This window comes from Metabacillus bambusae (genome assembly GCF_017497975.1).
Lineage (GTDB): Bacteria > Bacillota > Bacilli > Bacillales > Bacillaceae > Metabacillus > Metabacillus bambusae.
The window spans coordinates 79,324-98,906 of record NZ_JAGDEL010000005.1 but is presented as its reverse complement, the minus strand read 5'-3'; the positions used below and the strand labels follow the sequence as shown (position 1 = coordinate 98,906).

Here is a 19,583-nt window from a genome sequence, read left to right as displayed (position 1 = left end):
ACTAGGAGGTCTGTTCATATGAGTAAAAATAGTGAACTTGATGATTTACTTTCTAACCCATTTGGTGAAAATGAGGTTGTAATCGATGATAAAGCTACACCAACAAAGGCAAATCGGCTAATTGATGTCTTACCTGAAGAAAATCGCCAAAAAGCCATTCAGCTAGCTGAACAAATTGATCCGAAAAACCAGCAAGCTATCTCATTATATGGCAGCCAAGCGCAAACAAAGCTACTTAACTTTTCACATACAATGCTAGACCATGTACAAAAGAAGGATAGCGGTGAAATTGGCGTGATTATCGGTGATCTTATGAAAAAGCTAGAACAAGTAAGTCCTGATGACTTAAAGCCCGAAAAACGCAATCTTATTACAAAGATGTTTGGCAAGATATCAAACTCAGTTCAGGAGGTCTTGTCAAAATACCAAAAAACCGGAGCACAAATTGATCGGATTACAGTGAAATTAGAACACTCAAAAAATGATCTTCTCGGTGACATCAACGTACTTGAACAACTATATGAAAAAAACAAAGAATATTTTCACGCTTTAAATGTTTATATTGCAGCAGGAGAACTAAAGCTTGAAGAATTAGAGACAAAATCAATCCCAGAATTAAAGAAAAAGGCTGAATTAACCCAAGACCAAATGGCCTTTCAAGAAGTTAATGACCTCATGCAATTCGCTGACCGCTTAGAAAAGCGGACACATGACCTAGTCCTAAGCAGACAAATCACGATGCAAAGCGCACCACAAATTCGCTTAATTCAAAGTGCCAACCAAGCATTAGTAGAAAAGATCCAGTCATCAATCACAACAGCTATCCCACTCTGGAAAAACCAAGTAGCAATTGCTCTCACATTGCTACGTCAAAAGAACGCCGTTGAGGCGCAAAAGCTAGTCTCGAAAACGACGAACGATCTTTTATTAAAGAATGCAGAGATGTTAAAGGTGAACACACTAGAAACGGCAAGAGAAAACGAACGAGGCCTTGTCGATGTTGATACTCTTAAAAAAGTGCAGGATCATTTAGTATCAACACTAGAAGAAACCCTCCGTATTCAAGCGGAAGGTAGAGCAAAGCGTATTCAGGCAGAACAGGACTTAGCTTCGATGGAGACTGATTTGAAGAAGAAGTTGACGGGGATGTGACCCTCTATGGAGTACTAACCTTTAGTTTCTTAATAAATTTCACCCAACCACAGACATTGGTTCTGTGGTCTTTTTGTATAAATAGATGTGGGGACAGTCCCCACATCTATTTAAACTTTTAATTTATGGACTGTTCTCACTAAAAGGGGGACAGTCCCTATTCATTTTCATCAGCTTTTGATTGATTAAAAGAGGTCAGGTCTGGAGTAGATAATTGCCTTTCAATTTTCCTTTGGGGGTTATGGATCTCTATTGGTTTAGGTTCCTCTTTAAAGGCGTATGCACTTCCTAGTGTACAAATAAAAATTAGGATAATAGCAAAAATAACATAATGTCTAGTATTCACACTTATTACCTCCCAACATAAGGTTTTATCTTACTATTTTTGTCTTTTTATTAAAGCTTTAAACATGATCTAGAGTTGCAATTAATAAAATTAAACATTTGGAGAGAAATCTCTATGATTTAGGGAGAGCAGCAAAGTATCATAAGTAACTGCGCTCTCTTTATCTGTGAGTTTATAATTGAAACCTTACTTCCATGAACTGGTATAATAAATTGGGGGACAGTCCCCAATCTGGTGCTTTAAAGCAGTGAGGGACAGTCCCCACCAAATGAAAAGGAGGCAAACCAATGACCAAAGAATCGATACTAATCGTAGAAGACGAAGAAAAAATTCAAAGGCTACTCGAATTAGAGCTCGAATACGAAGGCTACCAAGTCGGAAAGGCCTCTGATGGCATTGAAGCTCTTGAAGCCTATCGTTCAGGGAACTGGGATTTAATTTTACTAGACGTCATGCTTCCAGGGTTAAGTGGTATTGAGCTACTTCGCCGGATCAGAGCGAATGACTCGATGACTCCTGTGATTCTATTAACTGCAAAGGGTTCTGTTGAGGATAAAGTGTCTGGCCTTGATCTTGGCGCGAATGACTATATAACAAAACCGTTCCAAATAGAAGAATTATTTGCTAGAATTCGCGCAGTTTTAAGGATGAGATCTAGCGCTCCAGATAGTGTTGTGATTAATGACGAATGGTTATCTGCTGGTGATTTAAAGCTGAATGATAAAACTCGTGAAGTCATTAGAGGTGAAAATGAAATTGATTTAACCCCAAAGGAATATGATTTACTGCTATATATGCTGAAAAATAAGCGGCAAGTGTTGAACAGAGATCAAATTCTGGAGGCAGTTTGGGGCTATGATTACTTTGGCGACACGAATGTTGTGGATGTGTATATTCGTTATGTTCGTAAAAAGATCGATTACAACTTTGAGACACCACTTATTCATACAGTAAGAGGCGTTGGTTACGTCTTAAAGGATCCAAAATGAGGCTTCGAAATAAAATCAATTTATATACCGCCGTGTTATTTATTTTCCTGTTAATTTTAATGAATGTCGCAATTTTCCTTGTCTTTAGTAACTTGATCATGACGAATGAACTTGATCGGACAAAAGCGGAGACTGAAAAAATTGCGAAAGATGTAAGTAAGGCTGTAAATCAAATTGCGCCAAATAATCTTCTTCGTGCCTATGTGCCGATCGATGGGATGGTCCAAATTGTAGTAGAAACGAATGAAGATTCCTCGACCATTACATCACATCCAGAAAACCCTTTAAAGGATCGAAAACCTATTTTTTATCCAGGAGAAAAAAGTGAAATCATCACTTACAATCAGAAAAAATATGTATTTGCATCAAACCCAATCATCTGGACAGATGGAAGTATCGTCAATCTCCAAATCACGAAAAGCATTCATGCAACAGAAGAAATGCTTGGCATTTTACGCATTGTGTTAATAGCAGTAACCATTATTGCGATGATACCGGTGTTAATCTCAAGTAGTATTCTTAGTAACTTAATTACCCGTCCAATCAGATCGATGATTGATACGATGAAGGAAATTCAAAAAAGTGGCCAATTTAAGCGAATCAGTTTTGAAGGAAAATCCAAGGATGAGCTCGTAGAAATGGGAGAAACCTTCAATCACATGATTGATCTACTGCAAACTAACTTTGAAAAGCAGGAGCAATTCGTATCAAATGCATCACATGAATTAAAAACACCACTAACAATTATCGAAAGCTATGCCGATCTTTTAAAAAGAAGAGGAATGGAACGCCCTGACTTATTTGACGAATCGATCGAAGCGATTCATTCAGAAGCAATCAGAATGAGGGAAATGACTGAGCAATTGCTCCTCCTGGCAAAACATCAGGAACAATGGAATATCAAGCTAGAAAAAATCAACCTAATTGAATTCATGGACGAATCAGCAAAAGTGTTTCAAAATGCCTACCATCGAAACATCGAAATCCATTCGAATAATGAGGTTTTTGCAACATCAGATGTACAAAAGTTAAAACAGCTATTGTTTATCTTTTTAGACAATGCGAGAAAGTACAGTGACGAGTTTATAGATGTCTACATTGGAAAAATAAGCAATGAAGCTTATGTTCGGATTGAAGATAGAGGAATCGGAATCCCCAAAAATGAACTGGAGAAAGTGTTTGATCGCTTTTATCGGGTAGACAAAGCGAGAAGCCGAAAGCAAGGTGGATCAGGTTTAGGCCTATCAGTAGCAAAGGAAATAGCTGATGCACTACATGTACGGATCGAAATGGATAGCCTTGAAGGCAGAGGTACAACTGTGACTCTATTTTTACCGATTAATTAACCTGATTTCTCAGCAAGTTCTCATTTTTCAACGATATAATAAAGCCAACAAAATGTTGGGTGAGGTGACACGATGAAAAATAAAAAATGGATATGGACCGCCGCCACTACTCTCATTTTAGCACTGATTGTCATTGTCGGATTCCAATTGTGGGCGCCGTCATTATCAGCCCAATCGCTTACAGAAGATGAAGCAAACAAAGCGGCACTGGATAAATACCCTGGTGACATACTAAAGACAACAAAATCTGCAGGTGAATATCACGTTGAAATGCAGCTTGAAACAGGAATCTATCATATTAGGATTGATGCTAAAAGTGGTGAGGTCAATTCTATAAAAAGGGGTGAAAAGCCTGAGAAAAAACCTGAAGAAACTCCTGAAAAAACAGCACCAAAACAACTTACTCAGAAACAAGTCGAAGAACTTATTTCCTCACAAGGTGAATTAAAATCAATTGATCTCGTGAAGGAAAACAACAACACTTATTATAAAGCAGTTGTAAGTAAAAATAACGAAAACATAACATTAAAAGTTGATTCGTATTCAGGCGATATTATTAGCTCAACAAAAGAATCACCACGTATCCTAACAGAAACCGAAGCAATCTCGATAGCTGAAGAAAATGTAAAAGGTACAGTAGATGAAGTCGACTTTTATGAACCACCTAATCAAACGCCATATTATCTAGTCGAAGTCGAAGTAAATGAAGACCAAGAGGCCGTACTGCAAATCGACGCCTACACCCGCGAAATCAAAACAGTCTCCTGGGAGGACCATGATGAGGACGAAAGTGATGATGAGGAGGAGTGAATGGTTGATTAATTGGGGACGATTAATTGGGGACAGTCCCCTATTAATAGTGGGGGACTGTCCCCATACATAGCAAAATACGATAAACTCAAGGATTAGATAGCAAGGGGGACAGACCCCACCGCAAAAAGAGGGACAGTCCTCAATCAATAGAAGGGGACTGTCCCTACACATAACAAAATACGATAAACTCAAGGATTAAGATAGTAAGGGGACAGACCCTTTTGCAAAAAGAGGGACTGTCCCCAAAATAAGAGTCCCCAATAAAATGAGAAATTCTAAAAAGCTTCTCATCAAATTTTAATCTTTCTTTCTCCTTCCTCTAATCTTTGCTGTTTATAGTAGAGACTGTAAGACAAAACATTTAGGAGGAAAGAGAAAATGAAAAAGATCGTTACTGTTACATTAGCAGCAGCTATTGTGCTAGGTGGTTCAATAGCAATTAATCATGGTTACGCTCAAGAGGATAATCAGAAAAAGGTTGAGGCTGATCAGACAACTGAATTAATAGGAATTGAAAAAGCGAAAGCAGCCGCGCTGAAAAAGGTAGATGGAAATGTCGAGAGCGTTGAATTAGATAGAAATTATAATGGTCAAACGTACTATGAGGTGGATATCGATAAAGATAATAAAGAATTTGACATTGATGTAGATGCATATACAGCTGAAATTATAAAGGTTGATGAAAATCGAGATGACGACGATGATCGTGAGGTTCAAGCTTCAACATCAACGAAAGAATCAATGATTACAGAAGAAGAAGCAATTGCAATTGCAAAAAAGAACGTAACTGGTGAAGTTGTTAAAATTGAATTAGACGAAGATGACGGTAGATACGAGTATGAAATGGAATTAAAGACAGCCAAGGGTGAAGCGGAAATTACAATTGATGCTCACAGTAAAAAGGTAGTAGAGTTGGACTTGGATAACGACAACGATGACGATGACGAAAATGATGATTGATAGTAAGTAGTATAAACCGGGCCTCCACGCATAAAATAGTGGGGGTCCTTTTAATGGATGAAAATAGAAATATAAGCTATGATGAGGTAAGACGAATTGGTTAATTTTAGTAGGAGGGCTTAGAAAATGTCAAATTCTATAAAGTTTGATCTTCATACTCACCATCATCGCTGTGGACATGCTATCGGCACAATCGAGGATTACGTAAAGCAAGCAATTGAATATGGACTAAATTTTATTGGGATCTCAGACCATTCTCCCTATTTTTATAGTGAAGAAGACCATCTCTATCCAACGATTTCGATGGCTAAAAGTGAATTTGTCCCATATATTAATGAAGTTCTTCATCTAAAAGAAAAATATCAAGATAAAATTCATGTGTTATTAGGAATGGAAAGTGACTTCTTTCCAGATCATATTGACGCCTATAAAGATCAATATATTTTACATCCATTCGACTACATAATTGGCTCCGTTCACTATGTTCAAGACCTTAATATTTTCAAAAAAGGTCGTTGGGATGGTTTAGCTAGTCAAGAGCAGATAAAGGTGAAGGAAGAATACTATGACTTAATTCAAAAATCAGCAAAAAGCGGAGTGTTTCAAATCCTCGGTCATATTGATGCGATGAAAGGGTTTTATCCAGCATTTTCAGATATTGAAACAGACGTGATCGAAAAAACATTGAAAATTATTGGACAAGAAGATATTGCGATTGAAATCAATACATCTGGGAAAACAAAGGATTGTGGCGGATGGTACCCAGCAGACGACATTTTAGAACGTGCACTTTTCTACAATGTGAAAGTAACTTTTGGATCAGATTCCCATAAGCCTGAAAGAATTGGCGATGAATTTGAACAAGTTCAAAAAAGGCTGAAAGAAATCGGCTTTACTGAGTGGGCTTATTTTGTACAAAAGAAAAGAATTATGACTTCACTTTAAAAAGCACAAAAAAGAAGTAACCAATTTAGACCCTTAAGGGCAACTAATTTAGTTACTTCTTTAATATTCTTTTGATTATAGATCTACATCATCATCTTTATTTTTCACTTTTTTGAAGATTAATTTAATGATAATAAAAAACACTGCTATTCCTACATACACTAAAAATAATGCGAAAAATCCCCAAAGTCCAATGATAGCATCAATGAATTCCATGTTTCCTCTATTGGTTATCGCCTGCTGAATTTCGATAGCAAAGACCAATACAAACATAAATGTTAAAGTATATAAAAAGGCGATAAGATGAATTCCAAACGGAAACTTTGACAACCATTTAGAAATAACATATACACAAGCAAATGTGAAAATGCCGATAAACCCCATAATCCAGAAGTGCATGTCTTTATCAGTCATTTGTAATCCAAGTACGTCATTCAATATAAGAATCAATATGTCATGGATGTTGTTTACAACCTCAACAAGAAACTTAATTCCTTCTCCCATTAACTCTTTCACTCGCTTCTAAAGTTTATTCTGAACCTCTATTATACCAACAATTGATAAGGATTTGCTGTTTTACCTTAAATTGTTATTTGGTAGTTGGTGAAAAAATCTTGGGGACAGTCCCTCAATAAGTTAGCGTGATAAAGCGAGGACAGTCCCCCGCAAAGTTAACGCGATAAAGAGGGGACAGTCCCCCACAAAGTTAACGCGATAAAGAGGGGACAGTCCCCCACAAAGTTAACGCGATAAAGAGGGGACAGTCCCCCACAAAGTTAGCGCGATGAAGTGGGGACAGTCCCCCACAAAGTTAACGCGATAAAGAGGGGACAGTCCCCCACAAAGATAACGCGATAAAGAGGGGACAGTCCCCCACAAAGTTAACGCGATAAAGAGGGGACAGTCCCCCGCAAAGTTAGCGCGATGAAGTGGGGACAGTCCCCCAACAAAGTCCCCAACCATAAAAGCAAAAGAATAATCGTCCACACCCCATCATAGTCTGTTAGTAGACAGGCAGCGAGGTGTGAACATGAGAAGACGAAATTCAAGTAAGCTTCCTATTTTGATTGTAGTTGTAGCAGTCATTTTGTTTGTGATTTTTATTATTAGGGTTTTATCAGGTGTTGGAGAACAGGATCCAAAGGATATAGTTGAAGCTTTTTATCATTATGAGCAAGAAGGTGACTTCGGTAGTGCGTGGGAGCATTTCCATCCTGTGATGCAGGAGCGGTTTTCAAAAAATGCATACGTGACAGAGCGTTCACATATTTATATGAGCCATTATGGTGTTGAGACCTTCTCATTTGAGCTCGGAGATGAAGAGGAAGTGCAAAACTGGAGGATGGCCAAGGATGCAGAGCAGTTCTCGAATGCCTATCGTGTAGAGGTTGAGCAGACCTTTAAAAGTAAGTTTGGAACTTTCAAAGTCATTCAGGATATTTATGTTGTGAAAGATGAGGAAGATTGGAAGGTTGTGTGGGAATTTGAATAGGGGGACAGTCCCCAAAATAGAGTAAGGACCACTCAAAAGTCAGCAAAAAGATAATGTGGGGACTGTCCCCGAAATAGAAAAGTCAGCAAAAAGGAGTAATGTGGGGACTGTCCCCCCGCATTACTCCTTTTCCACTTACATTCCATTAAACAAAAAGAACATGCCGACTGAGAATAATAGGATCACAAGTAAAATAAGTAAAATGGAGATGATGAGGATAATCCATCCAGCCACTTTTCGACCTGTGACTATTAAGTAAATCCCAAGTACGATTGGCCCAAATACGAATCCTAAGATTCCCCATAGCCATGGATTACGATCATGCTTCGGTGCGTCAATTGCTAAAAAGATTGCAATAGCAATGGAAATAATAAAACCAAATGAAAATTCCATAATAAATCCCTCCTACAAACAATTATCCTTAAAGGATATGGTGTTCAATCCTTTTTATTCATATACCGTATAAAAAATTACCATAGCCTTAAATATAGTATATGAGCCTTTCCGTATTGATTATTTCATTATCTTTATTAAAAATTTAATTTTCACCTAGGTAAAATCAATATTTCGGTTGTTAAAATTAGGTAAAATTTCCATAAAATAATATTTTTTACCTACTACTAAAGGTATAATGATATTTGTATAAATAACCTAATTTCGATTAAGTCAAACCCCTCTATTTCCTACATCTTTGTTTCCAAACACATTAAATCCGTGAATCAACTACGTTATTGGGAGGTGCTTAACCAAGTCATCTTGTCATAAGCAAAATGTAGTATATAGTACATAAGTCACCAAACTCAAAATTAAAAATATGAAAGAGGTGCAACGATGAAAGTTGTAAAAGATGAATATCTTATTTCAAGGGAAACACAATTAATCTACGCAGTTTATGATGAGTGCGGAAATGAAAACACGTTAGTCCTTGAGCAATATCGAAAGCTAAAAGTGTTAAAGTCAGTTAAGGAATTATTAGAAGACAATTGTGAATTTCATGGTTGCACTCTCGAAGGAAAGTTTGGGGCAGCTAAGACCGTGTTAAAGGGGAAAAGAATGCTGCCACTTTGTTTATCTGCAACATTTCGGATTTGTTTGTTCCCAACACATTCAGCTGAAAAATCAGAATGTATGTGGATTTCAGTCAATCACATTCGAGATATTATTCCATATAAAGACAAATCAATTGTTGTATTTGAGAACTATGATAGAGTAGTTGTTCCAGTTAGCTACGATGTACTAACAATGAAAAAAGCATTTGCTTCAGATCTCCTTAATACTTATATTAACAATCAAGATAAGCTGGAGAATACACTAAATCTTGGCAGGATATCAGATCCAATATCAGGTATAGATCGATTACCATCATAAATCAATAGAAAAAATGTCAGCCCGTTATGGACTGACATTTTTGTGTTAATTCGTACTTGCTGTATTTGTTGAAATCTCCAAATGCTCTTTTAACTGATTTGATAAAGCTAAACGCTCTTCTTCTGAAACGATATAGTAGTAAATACCGTCAATTTTATCCCCAATACCTTTTACTTGAAACTGTTCAAGATTTGCACTAGCCGCTTTATAGTTAGCTTGGATTTCCCACATTTCATCAAATGTTAGGTTTGTTTTTACATTGTCACGTACAACGCCAAACATATCACCAAACTTGGTAATGGATGAAACATTTGCACCTTTTTTAATAACTGCTTCAATTACTTGGCGCTGACGATCTTGACGACCGAAGTCACCACGTGGATCCTCATAACGCATTCTTGTATAAGCTAATGCCTTTTTTCCATCTAAAGAAGTAGTACCTTTCGTGAAATGGTATCCTTCATAAGTGAAGTCAAGAGTGTTATTAACTTCTACACCACCAACAGCATCAACTGTATCCTTAAAGCTTTCCATATTTATTTTGACAAAATAATCAACAGGAATGTCTAGAAAGTTTTCAACTGTAGCTAGTGCCATTTCTGTTCCACCAAAAGCATAGGCATGGTTGATTTTATCCTGTTTCCCTTTACCAACAATCTCAGTTCTAGTATCACGAGGAATACTTACCATTTGCGTTGAATTCGTATTAGGATTTACAGTCATTAAGATTAATGAGTCTGAACGGCCTGCATCACCTTCACGCTCATCAACACCCATTAATAAAATTGAAATTGGATCCTTTTCAGTAAATTCAACTTCTTCCGTTCTCTTATCAGATTTCTCTCTGTCAATATCCTCATGAATACTAGCAACTGTATCTGCAGCAGATTTATATAGATAAAATGCATAACCACCTGTACCTAAAACAAGCACACCGATAATACTAAGAATTATCCATAGTAACTTCTTCTTTTTCTTTTTTGTTTCGCGCATTTATAGTTCATCCTTTTTTATTTAATTAAATTTTCTAGTCTATAAAGATTATAGTGCTCTCCTACTTTTATCACAATCCTTTTTTGTAAAAAAATGTTTCCAATTATATGACGAAAGATAACCCAAAAAAGTTTCATAATTTTGTAGAAATTTGTCTAATAATTCTTATATGCAGAATCTAAAATAAAAATTATAATAAACCCTGACAATATATAGAAAATTATAGGAGGAACGACGAACTTGACTAAACGTTTCGTTTCATTATCACTCGTTGTTACATTACTATTTACTCTCATTACCCCATTCTTATCAACTGCAGTTGCTGTTAATGAAAGCATGACAATTTTACCAGCAGAAAATATTGAGAATGGAATTAAGCTTCAATGGAGTACAATTTCTTCATCTCATTCAGAAGAAAGCTTTACTTTATTGAAAAATACAGAAGAGACTAATTTGCCTTCAGTAGAAGTCATTGAGTCATCAGAAGATAAAGATGGGAATCTCCATAGAACCTATCAGTTAGTTGATGAACAAGTGGTAGTAGGTGAAACGTATACTTATACGGTGAAAAAAACTGGTGATATCGAGCTTCAAACACAACCAATTGAAGTTACATATGAACAAGAAAAGGAAGCAATTGCACCATTCGAAATTAACACGACAAGTGTAACAGATAACTCAATCAAGGTTTCTTGGTCAGAGTTCCTAGAAGCTGATCGTTATCAAGTCCTTGTTGACGGCAAGATTGTGGATGAAGTCGAGCAAGCTGTTTCTTATGAGCTAAAGGATCTTCAAAGTGGGACAAGCTATTCTGTTAGCATTAGAGCAATTGGTGAGGGTGCTATTTTAAAAGAAGCATCGAAAAATATTACGACTACACAAAAGCCTGAAGAAGAAAGTGTAGATACTTCTAGTGTTACCGAAAGCAAAGAAAAGGTAAGTATAACAGCTTCTGAGCCTTCAGGTGAGCTTGTCACAATACCTGATTCTGCTTTAAAGCGTGCAATTAAAGCAGCTCTACAATTAAAACGTGATGAAATTTATGTATCAGATATGGAAAGCTTAACGACATTAGATGCATCTTATAGTGGTATAAAAGATGTGACAGGCTTAGAAAAGGCTATAAATTTAACAAAGCTTGAATTGGCGGGAAATGATATCAAGGATGCAGCTGCACTACAAGGATTAACAAAGCTTAACTATCTTGATCTTACTTCTTTCCAAGGAGAAAACATTGAATTTTTACCTTCATTAACAAACTTAAAAACTCTTATACTCGCAGAATCGTTGATAAATAATGTAGAACCTATCGCAACGCTTTCTAGCCTAGAAACGCTAGATATTAGCTACATAGAGCTTACAACGATATTACCTCTACAGCAGCTAACTAATTTATCTACTTTAACCATTTACGGTGAGCTATATTTTTCTCTAATTGATGAGGTTCAATCACTTGAACGTGACGGTCTAACGATTAACCACGATGATTCGTATAAGATATATATCACATCAATAAAAGCGAATGAAGAGAGAGCAATCATTAGCTGGGAATATGATGGTGAGGATGTAAATTATTATGAAGTGAAAGTTGCTGATAAGGTAACACATGTAGACCCTGATGAGGTAGGGAATCAAATAACAGTTGATACTCTTCAACCAAATACAGAATACACAGTGGAGATTTTTGCTTTTAACGACAAGGATGAGCAAATCGGAAAAACTGTTTCTACGTTTAAAACACTTTCAGCTCCTGAAGGAGAAAAGGTTATATTTAAGGATGCACAACTAGAGAAAGCAATAAAAGCTGAATTTGGTTTAGAACGTGATATTTTTATTAGTGACTTAAAAGGACTAGAAGAGCTATATCTCGACAGTAATAGAATTCAAGATTTATCAGGTATTGAAGCAGCAACTAATCTCCAAAGCTTAAGCTTATCTGGAAATAGAATATCTGATTTAACACCTCTAGCTTCATTGCAAAACCTAAGAAATCTATATGTAGATGGAAATCCGCTTGTGAATTTCACTGCTTTAGAGGGGCTAACGAATTTAGAAAGCTTACACTTAGGGGAAACAGGAATAAAGGATTTATCTATTTTAGCAGATTTGCAAAATTTATCTGATCTTTCGCTAAATGGAAATAACTTAGAGAGCATTGAAACACTGCCAGCTCTTGAAGGTCTTCTTTACTTATCACTATACGAAAATGATTTAAAAGATCTTAAAGGAATTGAAAAATTAACACAGCTTGCATATATCGATGTGGATGTTAACCCAATTAGCTCGCTCGCTGACATTAAGCAGCTGACGAAGCTAGAGGGTATTAATTTAAGCTATACAAGCATTGAAAAGATTGATGAATTGCTGCAATTTGAGCAGCTTCAATATGTGTCTTTATATGGTACAGAACAACTCGATTTAGCAGAAGGGTCAGCCGCTCAGCAAGTAATTGCTCAGCTTATCGCAAATGGTGTAATGGTTGATTATGAAGGTGCTGAAGAAGAAGAGTGGCTTGAAGCCTATATTAATACAATAACAGAGAATTCACTTTCACTTTATTGGGATTATTACGGTGAACAAGAAATTAAAACGTATGAGGTATACGTAAATGGTGAACTTCATAGCGAGTTATCAGGTGAAGAAAGCTTCTTAGAAATTGATGGTCTTAAACCAGCTACTGAGTATGACATAGAGGTTAAGGCGTATAACGGTGATGGTGATCTTGTTCTTAGTTCAAATATCTCTGAAACGACATGGTCTGAACCAACAGGTGAAACCGTACCATTTAAGGATAACAATTTGAAAGAGCTTATTAAAGAACAGCTTGGACTTGATCGTGATTTAAGAGAAAGTGATCTAGAGAAGCTAATCTCATTATCTTTAATTGAGTCAGATATTAAGGATCTTTCTGGATTAGAGTTTGCAAGCAACCTATCTGATTTTTATGTATTTGGAAATGCTGCTACTCTAGACTTATCACCACTTAAGAATTTATCAGAGCTAAACTATGTTCATATTGAAGATGCAGATTTAAAGAACTATTCAGTTTTAAAAGAAATGAAAAATGTAAGTTCTTTAGCTATCGTCAATAGTAATCTATCTGATATCTCCTTTTTAAGCGGAATGACCAATCTGTATGATCTTACATTAATAAACAATGGTCTCAAAGATATTTCTGCTTTATCAGGATTAAGAAAGCTTAACTTTATTAGTCTTGCAAATAATAAAATAGAGGATTTAACACCACTATCAGGATTGAAGGGAAGTCTTAATTATTTGGATGTAAGTGGAAACCCAATTAAGGATCTTTCAAGCATTGCAGATTTAGAAAACCTATATTATTTGATTTTAGATGAAACGATGATTTCAGATTTAACAGCTTTACGAGACTTGCCAAGCCTAGAATACGTTTCGTTATACAATATTTCAACACTGGATCTAAAGGATAAGGAGAATGCCCAAGTCATTTCAGATCTTAAGGATTGGGGCGTACAAGTAAATCTTGACGTAGATAGTAGTCCTGAGCTTAAGATCGATGAAGTAACAGAAGACTCAATTTCGATTTCGTGGGATCCAATGCTACCAAAAGGTATAGGCACTTACAACGTTTCTCTATATTCGAATAATGGAGAACTTGTTGAGGATATTGAGATTGATAGTAGTGAGACTAGGTATCAATTTTTGAATCTCTCACCAAATACTGATTATTACATTGAGGTTAATGTTGAAGAAGATGAGTATTATGGCTTTTTATCTGCAGATGTGACAACCTTACCTATAGAAGGATCAGTTAAGGATGTTAGTCTGTATGTATACAAAACAGTCGATATTCCTGAGGTTGATGCGACATTTGACCTTTACGGAATCGATGAAGAAACAGAAAATATTTATTACTTTGGTTGGTCTGACGAACAAGGAAGATTAATTGACGTTTCGACAGGTGAAGAAATGGATATATTAGAGCTCCCTGTTGGAAATTATGAAATAACGTTTGTGACAGCGGATGAAGAAGAAGTAAGCTTCCAGTTTGAGATAAACGGAACGGAAGATTACCTAGAAGAACCAATTCTCTTTCTTTTAGAAGACGGGGACGATGATCCTGTAACAGCACCTGGTGATGGTCAAGATGAGGGCGTGGATCCTCAAAAGCCAACTCCTGACGATGAAAATCCTTCTAAAGGAAATGATTCATCTATCGGAGAAAAACCAGTAGATTCGAATAACATCGTTACTGAACCTGTTAAGGTCGAAAATAAGAATCAACTTCCTAAAACAGCTACTGTAATGTATAACCTCTTGGCAGTAGGACTCATTGTCCTAGCTTTAGGAGGAATCGTTCTTTTTATTCAAAAAAGAAAACGTGTATCTAATATGTAAATGAGAAAGAAGGGAACCGAGCGGTTTCCTTCTTTTTTGAGTCTTTTTCCTATTTATGTCTATAAAAGCTTTAAAAAAGTAATTTTATGCCGAAATAATAATAGGAATACTTATATAAGTTTAGAAAAGGAGTTTAGTCTAAATATGGTGGGCGAAGAATTATTACAGCATTTACAACATTTAGAGGAACAACTAACTAAATTGATAAAAGGCTATCATGACTATGAGTCTAGGAACAATCCAAAAAATCAAAAAGCAATCCCTTTATCACTTCATATTCTATACGTAGCTGCAATCAGCTTCATTATTATTACAGCAACTTTTGCAATTGGCTCATTTATCGTTGAAACAAGGAAGTTTATTACCTATATTGCTACGGCACAAGTGATCCTTTCCATAGGTTTCTACATGTTTTTTGTGAAAAAGATGACAAAGGAGCAAAAGCCACAGCCTAAAACAAGTTCAACTAATTCGATCTATGAACTTGACCAACAACGATTTGCGATATTACAAGAGCTTGCAGCATCGCCAATTCCTCATACCTATATTACTCCAACTACAATTACAAAAATGAATCAGCTTGTGAGAAGCGGTATGTGCAAGACGATTGATGAATGCATAGCTCATTCTAATCAAGGTAAAGGAAAACTAAAGCATGAAGAAGAATTGAGGCTAATTCAAAAATTACAAATGATTTCCTATCAATAAATAATAGGAAATCTATTTCTTGTTATGGAAATTGTTGTAGAATCAATGTTTTTGTGTATAATTTTAGATAGGAACATGTCGAATATTGGGGGATATCATTGTGAAAAAGCTTTTAGTCTTAGTAACACTAATTGTGTGCGTGGCAGCGATTATTCTTGGAAATCTCCATTGGAATAATAAAATTTCCACACAAGGTGCTGTGACAAGCACAAGTAAGTCTGTATCATTAAAAGAAGAGCCTGAAGAGGAAAAAATTGAGATAGATGTTTCAAAATACGCTAGTAATCTACCGAAAGATCTACAAGAAAAAATAAGTAATGCTTCAAGTACAGGTAAGCAGTTAAAGCTTGTTATTTTTGGAACCTCTGATGAAAAAGGGGCGTGGTCTGATCAATTTAGCGAGGAATTAAAGGCTACATATGGAGAGAATGTATTCGAAGTAACCGTTCTTTCAACAGGTGACAAAACAACTCTTGATGTCATAAAGGATCAATCCTATGAAGGAATTAACGAGCTGAGCCCTGATATTCTATTATTTGAACCATCGATGTTAAAAGATAATGGACTTATTGGAATTGAAAATACTTTGGATAATATTCAAAAAATGATTGATTCTTGGAAAGCGGAAAATGAAGATATGACACTTATGATTCAGCCTCCAAATCCATTATATGATGCAACCTACTATCCAAGTGAGGTATCGCAATTAAAGGCTTATGCAGAAGAGAATGATATGATTTATTTGAATCATTGGGAGAATTGGCCTGATTTAGATGATGTGAAAATGAAGGATTATTTAACAGAGTCTAAAGCGAATGAAAGTGGAAATAAAGTTTGGGCGGATTATTTATTGAATTATTTTATTGCGGAGTAGGCATGGGTGAAATCCTGTGTCTATTTTTTTAGTTTGGGATGTACAACAAAGCGCAGGTGAAGAACCAGACGCAGGTGAAGAGCCAGCAACAGGTGAAGTACCGGGTACAGGTAAAGAAACAAATTCAGAAGATAAAAAAGACAGCAATGAAAAACAAAGCAATGTTGAAAAACAAATTGCTAAGCAAGAGGATGAAAAAGAAGAAGAACTCCCTAACACAAGTACAAACATGTTCAACATGTTTATGTTCGGTTTTGTATTGATGCTGCTAGGTACTACTGCATTCTTCCTTGCTCAAAAACGTAAAAAAGCATAAAATACGAAGGGACTGGCTTCGATCTAGATAGCCAGCCCCTTCTTCTCTTTAATTGAAGAACGTTTGTCTAGGAGGAATGTTATGAAGAAGAAAATAACAGTGAGTCTATTAACAGCAGCTTTACTCGTTACAGCTGTCGGTTGTTCAAATGATAAAGAGGCCAAGACAGAGGGACAAAGCACTGAATTAGAAAAACAAGTACAAGACTTAAAGTTAGAAAATAGTGAATTAAAGGCTGAAAATCAGAAGCTGAAGAAGAAAATTGAACTCTTGCAGAAGAGTAAAAAATAGGGGATGGATCTGATTATTCAGATCCATTTTTTAGTCGCTTAGGAAATTATAAAATTCTTGTACTGTGGATAAGCGCACGACATCCAGCTCCAGCGCCTACCCCCCTCGAGGTCATAACCTAATTTAGAATTGAAGGCAAAGAACGCCTTTTATTTTCTATTCTAAATCATCTTATTGCCTTAGGCTGATCAAGGCGCTTGCGCTTTTGTTGGTACACATTTATTGTTTACTAGTTTTATTATTAATGGCTAGTCTACAAATTAACTCGCGAAATCCATTAATGAAGGCCTTCTCTCCTGATGCTATACTTACGTTGTTATGATTTTGTAAAGTAGATCTTTTCTTTAGCATGACATCTAGCTGCTGGCTCTCTAAAGGGAATTTTGAGGCTAGTTCTTTATATGTTGCTAATATTCGATTACTTCCTAGAAAAGACCACCATCCAAGTGTTAAAGTACCTGATAATTCAAATGGATAATAACCATCACCACGTTTTAAAGAAGAGTAGTTATATCGATAGATACCATTCGTTCCATCCATATAGTTAGTGGTTAAAGGTATATCAAAATGGTTTTCATCAGAAGGAACTAAAACCTCTTCATAGAATTGATTTTCTAAGCCATTAAATACTTTGTTGAAAAACAAGAATTCTTTAGAGTTTTTAGGAAATGAATTCCTTAACGATAATATCCATAAAGGAAAACGATGACTATGAGAAGTATCCTTAGCGATATTTTCAATATAGAATGGGAACTCCTCATTTAACACGAGGTCAGTCCCAGCAAATTTATAATCGGGATGTTCTTTGTATACTCCTGGTTGAAAAATCCAGTTTCCATTATTAGTGAATTTACTTTCTTGGAAATAAACCGTGTATGCGGTATCCACTATGCTATCAATCGTATTATTTTTTAAGCCTTTCAAATAATAAATGGATTTTAAATCAGCGCTAATAGAAAAAATAAATAATTCCTCATCAGTAATCGCTCTATAGTAGCTTTTATCCACATTTTTATTTTTTAACTTCCAAGAAACACGTTCTTTTGCACCTTTAAAATCAACCTTATTCCACATCCATGCAGGTGATGTCGTCCAAATTTTTTCAATAACTTTTATCATATGATTAGTTAATTTTTCTGCTTCTGGAAATGGGTAATGATAAAATTCACATAAATAAATGAATCTAGAAACCAAATAGTAATATTGGAGAGTATTTAGCCTTTCACTCGCATCAATACTATTATTTAGTCCAGAGCTAGATAGCTTTAAGAAATGATGTTGAAAATCATCTATCCATTCTTTCTTGTTTTCTTGAAATGCAATATGCATAGGTACCATCAGTGAATTTGCTGCAATATATCCTTCTTTCCCAATCCATAGATCCTCTTTTAAATATTCTCTTACAGTTGAATCCCATAATTCCTCATCACTTAAAGGTTTTTTGTTTTCTCCCAGGGTGTTTGTCGGAAGAATAGGAATTAATATTGAAACAAAAACAATAATATAAATAGAAATGTGTCTCATATATACCTCATAGTTTATGTTTGTCTTGATAGTAAATAAGGTTAGTATTATCACCTTTCATAAAACCTAGTCATTTTTTTCTATGGGATCTTGAATCACTATTAATACGTTACATGAATTATACAAAAGGTGTGGGTATAGTGCTTTACAGCCTTTTTTGTTATATTTAGTAGTAGGTTCATGTAATGAGTAAGGGAGAGTGTTGACGAATGACAATTCGAAAGGCAATAATACCAGCTGCGGGTCTTGGAACACGATTTTTACCTGCAACAAAAGCTCAACCTAAAGAGATGCTACCGATTGTGGATAAGCCAACGATCCAATACATTGTGGAGGAAGCTGTTCGTTCTGGAATAGAAGATATCATTATTGTATCTGGTAGGGGAAAAAGAGCAATTGAAGATCATTTTGATAAGTCATATGAACTAGAGGAAACCTTAGCTAAAAAAGGTGATTACACTAGACTTGAAGATGTTCAAAATATTTCCAAACTAGCAAATATCCATTATATAAGGCAGAAAGAGCCACTAGGATTAGGACATGCTATTTATTGTGCAAGAAGATTTATTGGTGATGAACCATTTGCTGTTATGTTAGGGGATGATATTGTTACCTCTTCGACTCCATGTTTGAAACAGCTGATTGAACGTCATAATCAATATAATGCCTCTATAGTAGGTGTACAACGAGTTAAAAACGAAGATGTATCAAAGTATGGAATCATAAAAGTTGATCATCAGGAAGATGAGGGCTTGTTTAAAATTGATTCTTTAGTTGAAAAGCCAAAGTTTGGACAAAATCCGTCGAATATTGCTGTTATGGGCCGTTATATATTACAGCCAGAGATTTTTGAAATTCTAGAAAATCAAGAGCCAGGAGCTGGTGGAGAAATCCAGCTTACAGATGCAATTTGCAAATTAACGGATTATCAAGATGTCTATGCATATGAATTTGATGGTGTTCGTTATGATGTTGGCGATAAACTTGGATTTATAAAAGCTACGATTGACTTTGCGCTAGAAAGAGAAGAATTAAATCAAGAACTAGTACAATATTTAAAAGAAAAGTTATGAAATCAAATAAAAAAGA

The 19,583-nt window shown here is 35.7% G+C and carries 19 protein-coding genes; 14 read left to right on the top strand and 5 right to left on the bottom strand.

All coding sequences use genetic code 11. From position 1 onward, the window contains the following. Positions 1-18: 18 nt before the first annotated feature. Positions 19-1,152 carry a toxic anion resistance protein gene (locus I7822_RS08950; RefSeq protein ID WP_207977137.1) on the top strand — a complete coding sequence of 378 codons (1,134 nt, stop codon included), beginning with the start codon at positions 19-21 and terminating at the stop codon, positions 1,150-1,152. Between the two features lie 157 nt (positions 1,153-1,309). On the opposite strand, the gene I7822_RS08945 is transcribed toward I7822_RS08950, so the two are convergent. Beyond that, on the bottom strand, positions 1,310-1,498 hold the full coding sequence (locus I7822_RS08945) for a hypothetical protein (protein ID WP_207977135.1): 189 nt from the start codon (positions 1,496-1,498) through the stop codon (positions 1,310-1,312). 287 nt (positions 1,499-1,785) lie between these two features. Here I7822_RS08945 and I7822_RS08940 point away from each other — a divergent pair, with 287 nt between their 5' ends. The 5 genes from I7822_RS08940 (at position 1,786) to I7822_RS08920 (ending at position 6,551) form a co-directional block, all read left to right on the top strand. Further along, complete coding sequence (locus I7822_RS08940) at positions 1,786-2,487, top strand: response regulator transcription factor (protein WP_207977133.1); 702 nt, start codon at positions 1,786-1,788, stop codon at positions 2,485-2,487. Further along, positions 2,484-3,833: a sensor histidine kinase gene (locus I7822_RS08935; RefSeq protein ID WP_207977131.1), complete on the top strand. Its 1,350-nt coding sequence runs from the start codon at positions 2,484-2,486 to the stop codon at positions 3,831-3,833. Before I7822_RS08940 ends, I7822_RS08935 begins: the two co-directional genes overlap by 4 nt. 72 nt (positions 3,834-3,905) lie before the next feature. After that, positions 3,906-4,643: a PepSY domain-containing protein gene (locus tag I7822_RS08930; protein WP_207977129.1), complete on the top strand. Its 738-nt coding sequence runs from the start codon at positions 3,906-3,908 to the stop codon at positions 4,641-4,643. A 381-nt stretch (positions 4,644-5,024) separates the two neighbouring features. Beyond that, on the top strand, positions 5,025-5,606 hold the full coding sequence (locus I7822_RS08925) for a PepSY domain-containing protein (protein ID WP_207977127.1): 582 nt from the start codon (positions 5,025-5,027) through the stop codon (positions 5,604-5,606). A gap of 126 nt (positions 5,607-5,732) precedes the next feature. After that, entirely contained in the window at positions 5,733-6,551 is an 819-nt protein-coding gene (locus I7822_RS08920; protein ID WP_207977125.1) for a histidinol-phosphatase, read from the top strand. A gap of 75 nt (positions 6,552-6,626) precedes the next feature. On the opposite strand, the gene I7822_RS08915 is transcribed toward I7822_RS08920, so the two are convergent. Continuing rightward, positions 6,627-7,055, bottom strand: a complete 429-nt coding sequence (locus I7822_RS08915) for a hypothetical protein (protein WP_207977123.1) — start codon at positions 7,053-7,055, stop codon at positions 6,627-6,629. A 526-nt stretch (positions 7,056-7,581) separates the two neighbouring features. Between I7822_RS08915 and I7822_RS08910 the strand changes: the two genes are divergently transcribed. Then, positions 7,582-8,043: a nuclear transport factor 2 family protein gene (locus I7822_RS08910; RefSeq protein WP_207977121.1), complete on the top strand. Its 462-nt coding sequence runs from the start codon at positions 7,582-7,584 to the stop codon at positions 8,041-8,043. Between the two features lie 135 nt (positions 8,044-8,178). Here the strand turns inward: I7822_RS08910 and I7822_RS08905 are convergent, their stop codons facing one another. Further along, positions 8,179-8,436, bottom strand: coding sequence for a hypothetical protein (locus I7822_RS08905; protein WP_207977119.1), 258 nt, complete (start codon positions 8,434-8,436; stop codon positions 8,179-8,181). Positions 8,437-8,874: 438 nt separating this feature from the next. Here I7822_RS08905 and I7822_RS08900 point away from each other — a divergent pair, with 438 nt between their 5' ends. Then, entirely contained in the window at positions 8,875-9,411 is a 537-nt protein-coding gene (locus I7822_RS08900; RefSeq protein ID WP_207977117.1) for a competence protein ComK, read from the top strand. Positions 9,412-9,456: 45 nt separating this feature from the next. Here the strand turns inward: I7822_RS08900 and tagU are convergent, their stop codons facing one another. Then, positions 9,457-10,404: a polyisoprenyl-teichoic acid--peptidoglycan teichoic acid transferase TagU gene (gene tagU / locus I7822_RS08895; protein WP_207977115.1), complete on the bottom strand. Its 948-nt coding sequence runs from the start codon at positions 10,402-10,404 to the stop codon at positions 9,457-9,459. A gap of 240 nt (positions 10,405-10,644) precedes the next feature. Between tagU and I7822_RS08890 the strand changes: the two genes are divergently transcribed. The 5 genes from I7822_RS08890 (at position 10,645) to I7822_RS08870 (ending at position 16,970) form a co-directional block, all read left to right on the top strand. Beyond that, positions 10,645-14,781, top strand: a complete 4,137-nt coding sequence (locus I7822_RS08890) for a leucine-rich repeat domain-containing protein (protein WP_207977114.1) — start codon at positions 10,645-10,647, stop codon at positions 14,779-14,781. Positions 14,782-14,925: 144 nt separating this feature from the next. Next, positions 14,926-15,489, top strand: coding sequence for a hypothetical protein (locus I7822_RS08885; protein WP_207977112.1), 564 nt, complete (start codon positions 14,926-14,928; stop codon positions 15,487-15,489). A 100-nt stretch (positions 15,490-15,589) separates the two neighbouring features. Further along, complete coding sequence (locus I7822_RS08880) at positions 15,590-16,363, top strand: SGNH/GDSL hydrolase family protein (protein ID WP_207977110.1); 774 nt, start codon at positions 15,590-15,592, stop codon at positions 16,361-16,363. Between the two features lie 16 nt (positions 16,364-16,379). After that, positions 16,380-16,679: an LPxTATN C-terminal sorting signal domain gene (locus I7822_RS30430; protein WP_207977108.1), complete on the top strand. Its 300-nt coding sequence runs from the start codon at positions 16,380-16,382 to the stop codon at positions 16,677-16,679. An 81-nt stretch (positions 16,680-16,760) separates the two neighbouring features. Then, the gene (locus I7822_RS08870; RefSeq protein WP_207977106.1) at positions 16,761-16,970 is read left to right on the top strand and encodes a hypothetical protein; all 210 of its coding nucleotides are present in this window, start codon (positions 16,761-16,763) and stop codon (positions 16,968-16,970) included. A gap of 219 nt (positions 16,971-17,189) precedes the next feature. Here I7822_RS08870 and I7822_RS08865 read toward each other — a convergent pair whose 3' ends face one another. Continuing rightward, positions 17,190-18,494 carry a hypothetical protein gene (locus tag I7822_RS08865; RefSeq protein ID WP_207977104.1) on the bottom strand — a complete coding sequence of 435 codons (1,305 nt, stop codon included), beginning with the start codon at positions 18,492-18,494 and terminating at the stop codon, positions 17,190-17,192. 209 nt (positions 18,495-18,703) lie between these two features. Here I7822_RS08865 and galU point away from each other — a divergent pair, with 209 nt between their 5' ends. After that, positions 18,704-19,567, top strand: coding sequence for a UTP--glucose-1-phosphate uridylyltransferase GalU (gene galU / locus I7822_RS08860; RefSeq protein ID WP_207977102.1), 864 nt, complete (start codon positions 18,704-18,706; stop codon positions 19,565-19,567). The last annotated feature ends 16 nt before the right edge of the window (positions 19,568-19,583 follow it).

What these genes read in the sequence shown, in the direction of transcription:
- I7822_RS08935 (WP_207977131.1), top strand. Translation starts at nt 2,484, where the DNA reads ATGAGGCTTCGAAATAAAATCAATTTATATACCGCCGTGTTATTTATT.
- I7822_RS08865 (WP_207977104.1), bottom strand. Translation starts at nt 18,494, where the DNA reads ATGAGACACATTTCTATTTATATTATTGTTTTTGTTTCAATATTAATT.
- I7822_RS08920 (WP_207977125.1), top strand. Translation starts at nt 5,733, where the DNA reads ATGTCAAATTCTATAAAGTTTGATCTTCATACTCACCATCATCGCTGT.
- I7822_RS08940 (WP_207977133.1), top strand. Translation starts at nt 1,786, where the DNA reads ATGACCAAAGAATCGATACTAATCGTAGAAGACGAAGAAAAAATTCAA.
- I7822_RS08950 (WP_207977137.1), top strand. Translation starts at nt 19, where the DNA reads ATGAGTAAAAATAGTGAACTTGATGATTTACTTTCTAACCCATTTGGT.
- galU (WP_207977102.1), top strand. Translation starts at nt 18,704, where the DNA reads ATGACAATTCGAAAGGCAATAATACCAGCTGCGGGTCTTGGAACACGA.
- tagU (WP_207977115.1), bottom strand. Translation starts at nt 10,404, where the DNA reads ATGCGCGAAACAAAAAAGAAAAAGAAGAAGTTACTATGGATAATTCTT.
- I7822_RS08885 (WP_207977112.1), top strand. Translation starts at nt 14,926, where the DNA reads ATGGTGGGCGAAGAATTATTACAGCATTTACAACATTTAGAGGAACAA.
- I7822_RS08925 (WP_207977127.1), top strand. Translation starts at nt 5,025, where the DNA reads ATGAAAAAGATCGTTACTGTTACATTAGCAGCAGCTATTGTGCTAGGT.
- I7822_RS08930 (WP_207977129.1), top strand. Translation starts at nt 3,906, where the DNA reads ATGAAAAATAAAAAATGGATATGGACCGCCGCCACTACTCTCATTTTA.
- I7822_RS08905 (WP_207977119.1), bottom strand. Translation starts at nt 8,436, where the DNA reads ATGGAATTTTCATTTGGTTTTATTATTTCCATTGCTATTGCAATCTTT.
- I7822_RS08900 (WP_207977117.1), top strand. Translation starts at nt 8,875, where the DNA reads ATGAAAGTTGTAAAAGATGAATATCTTATTTCAAGGGAAACACAATTA.
- I7822_RS08915 (WP_207977123.1), bottom strand. Translation starts at nt 7,055, where the DNA reads ATGGGAGAAGGAATTAAGTTTCTTGTTGAGGTTGTAAACAACATCCAT.
- I7822_RS08870 (WP_207977106.1), top strand. Translation starts at nt 16,761, where the DNA reads ATGAAGAAGAAAATAACAGTGAGTCTATTAACAGCAGCTTTACTCGTT.
- I7822_RS08910 (WP_207977121.1), top strand. Translation starts at nt 7,582, where the DNA reads ATGAGAAGACGAAATTCAAGTAAGCTTCCTATTTTGATTGTAGTTGTA.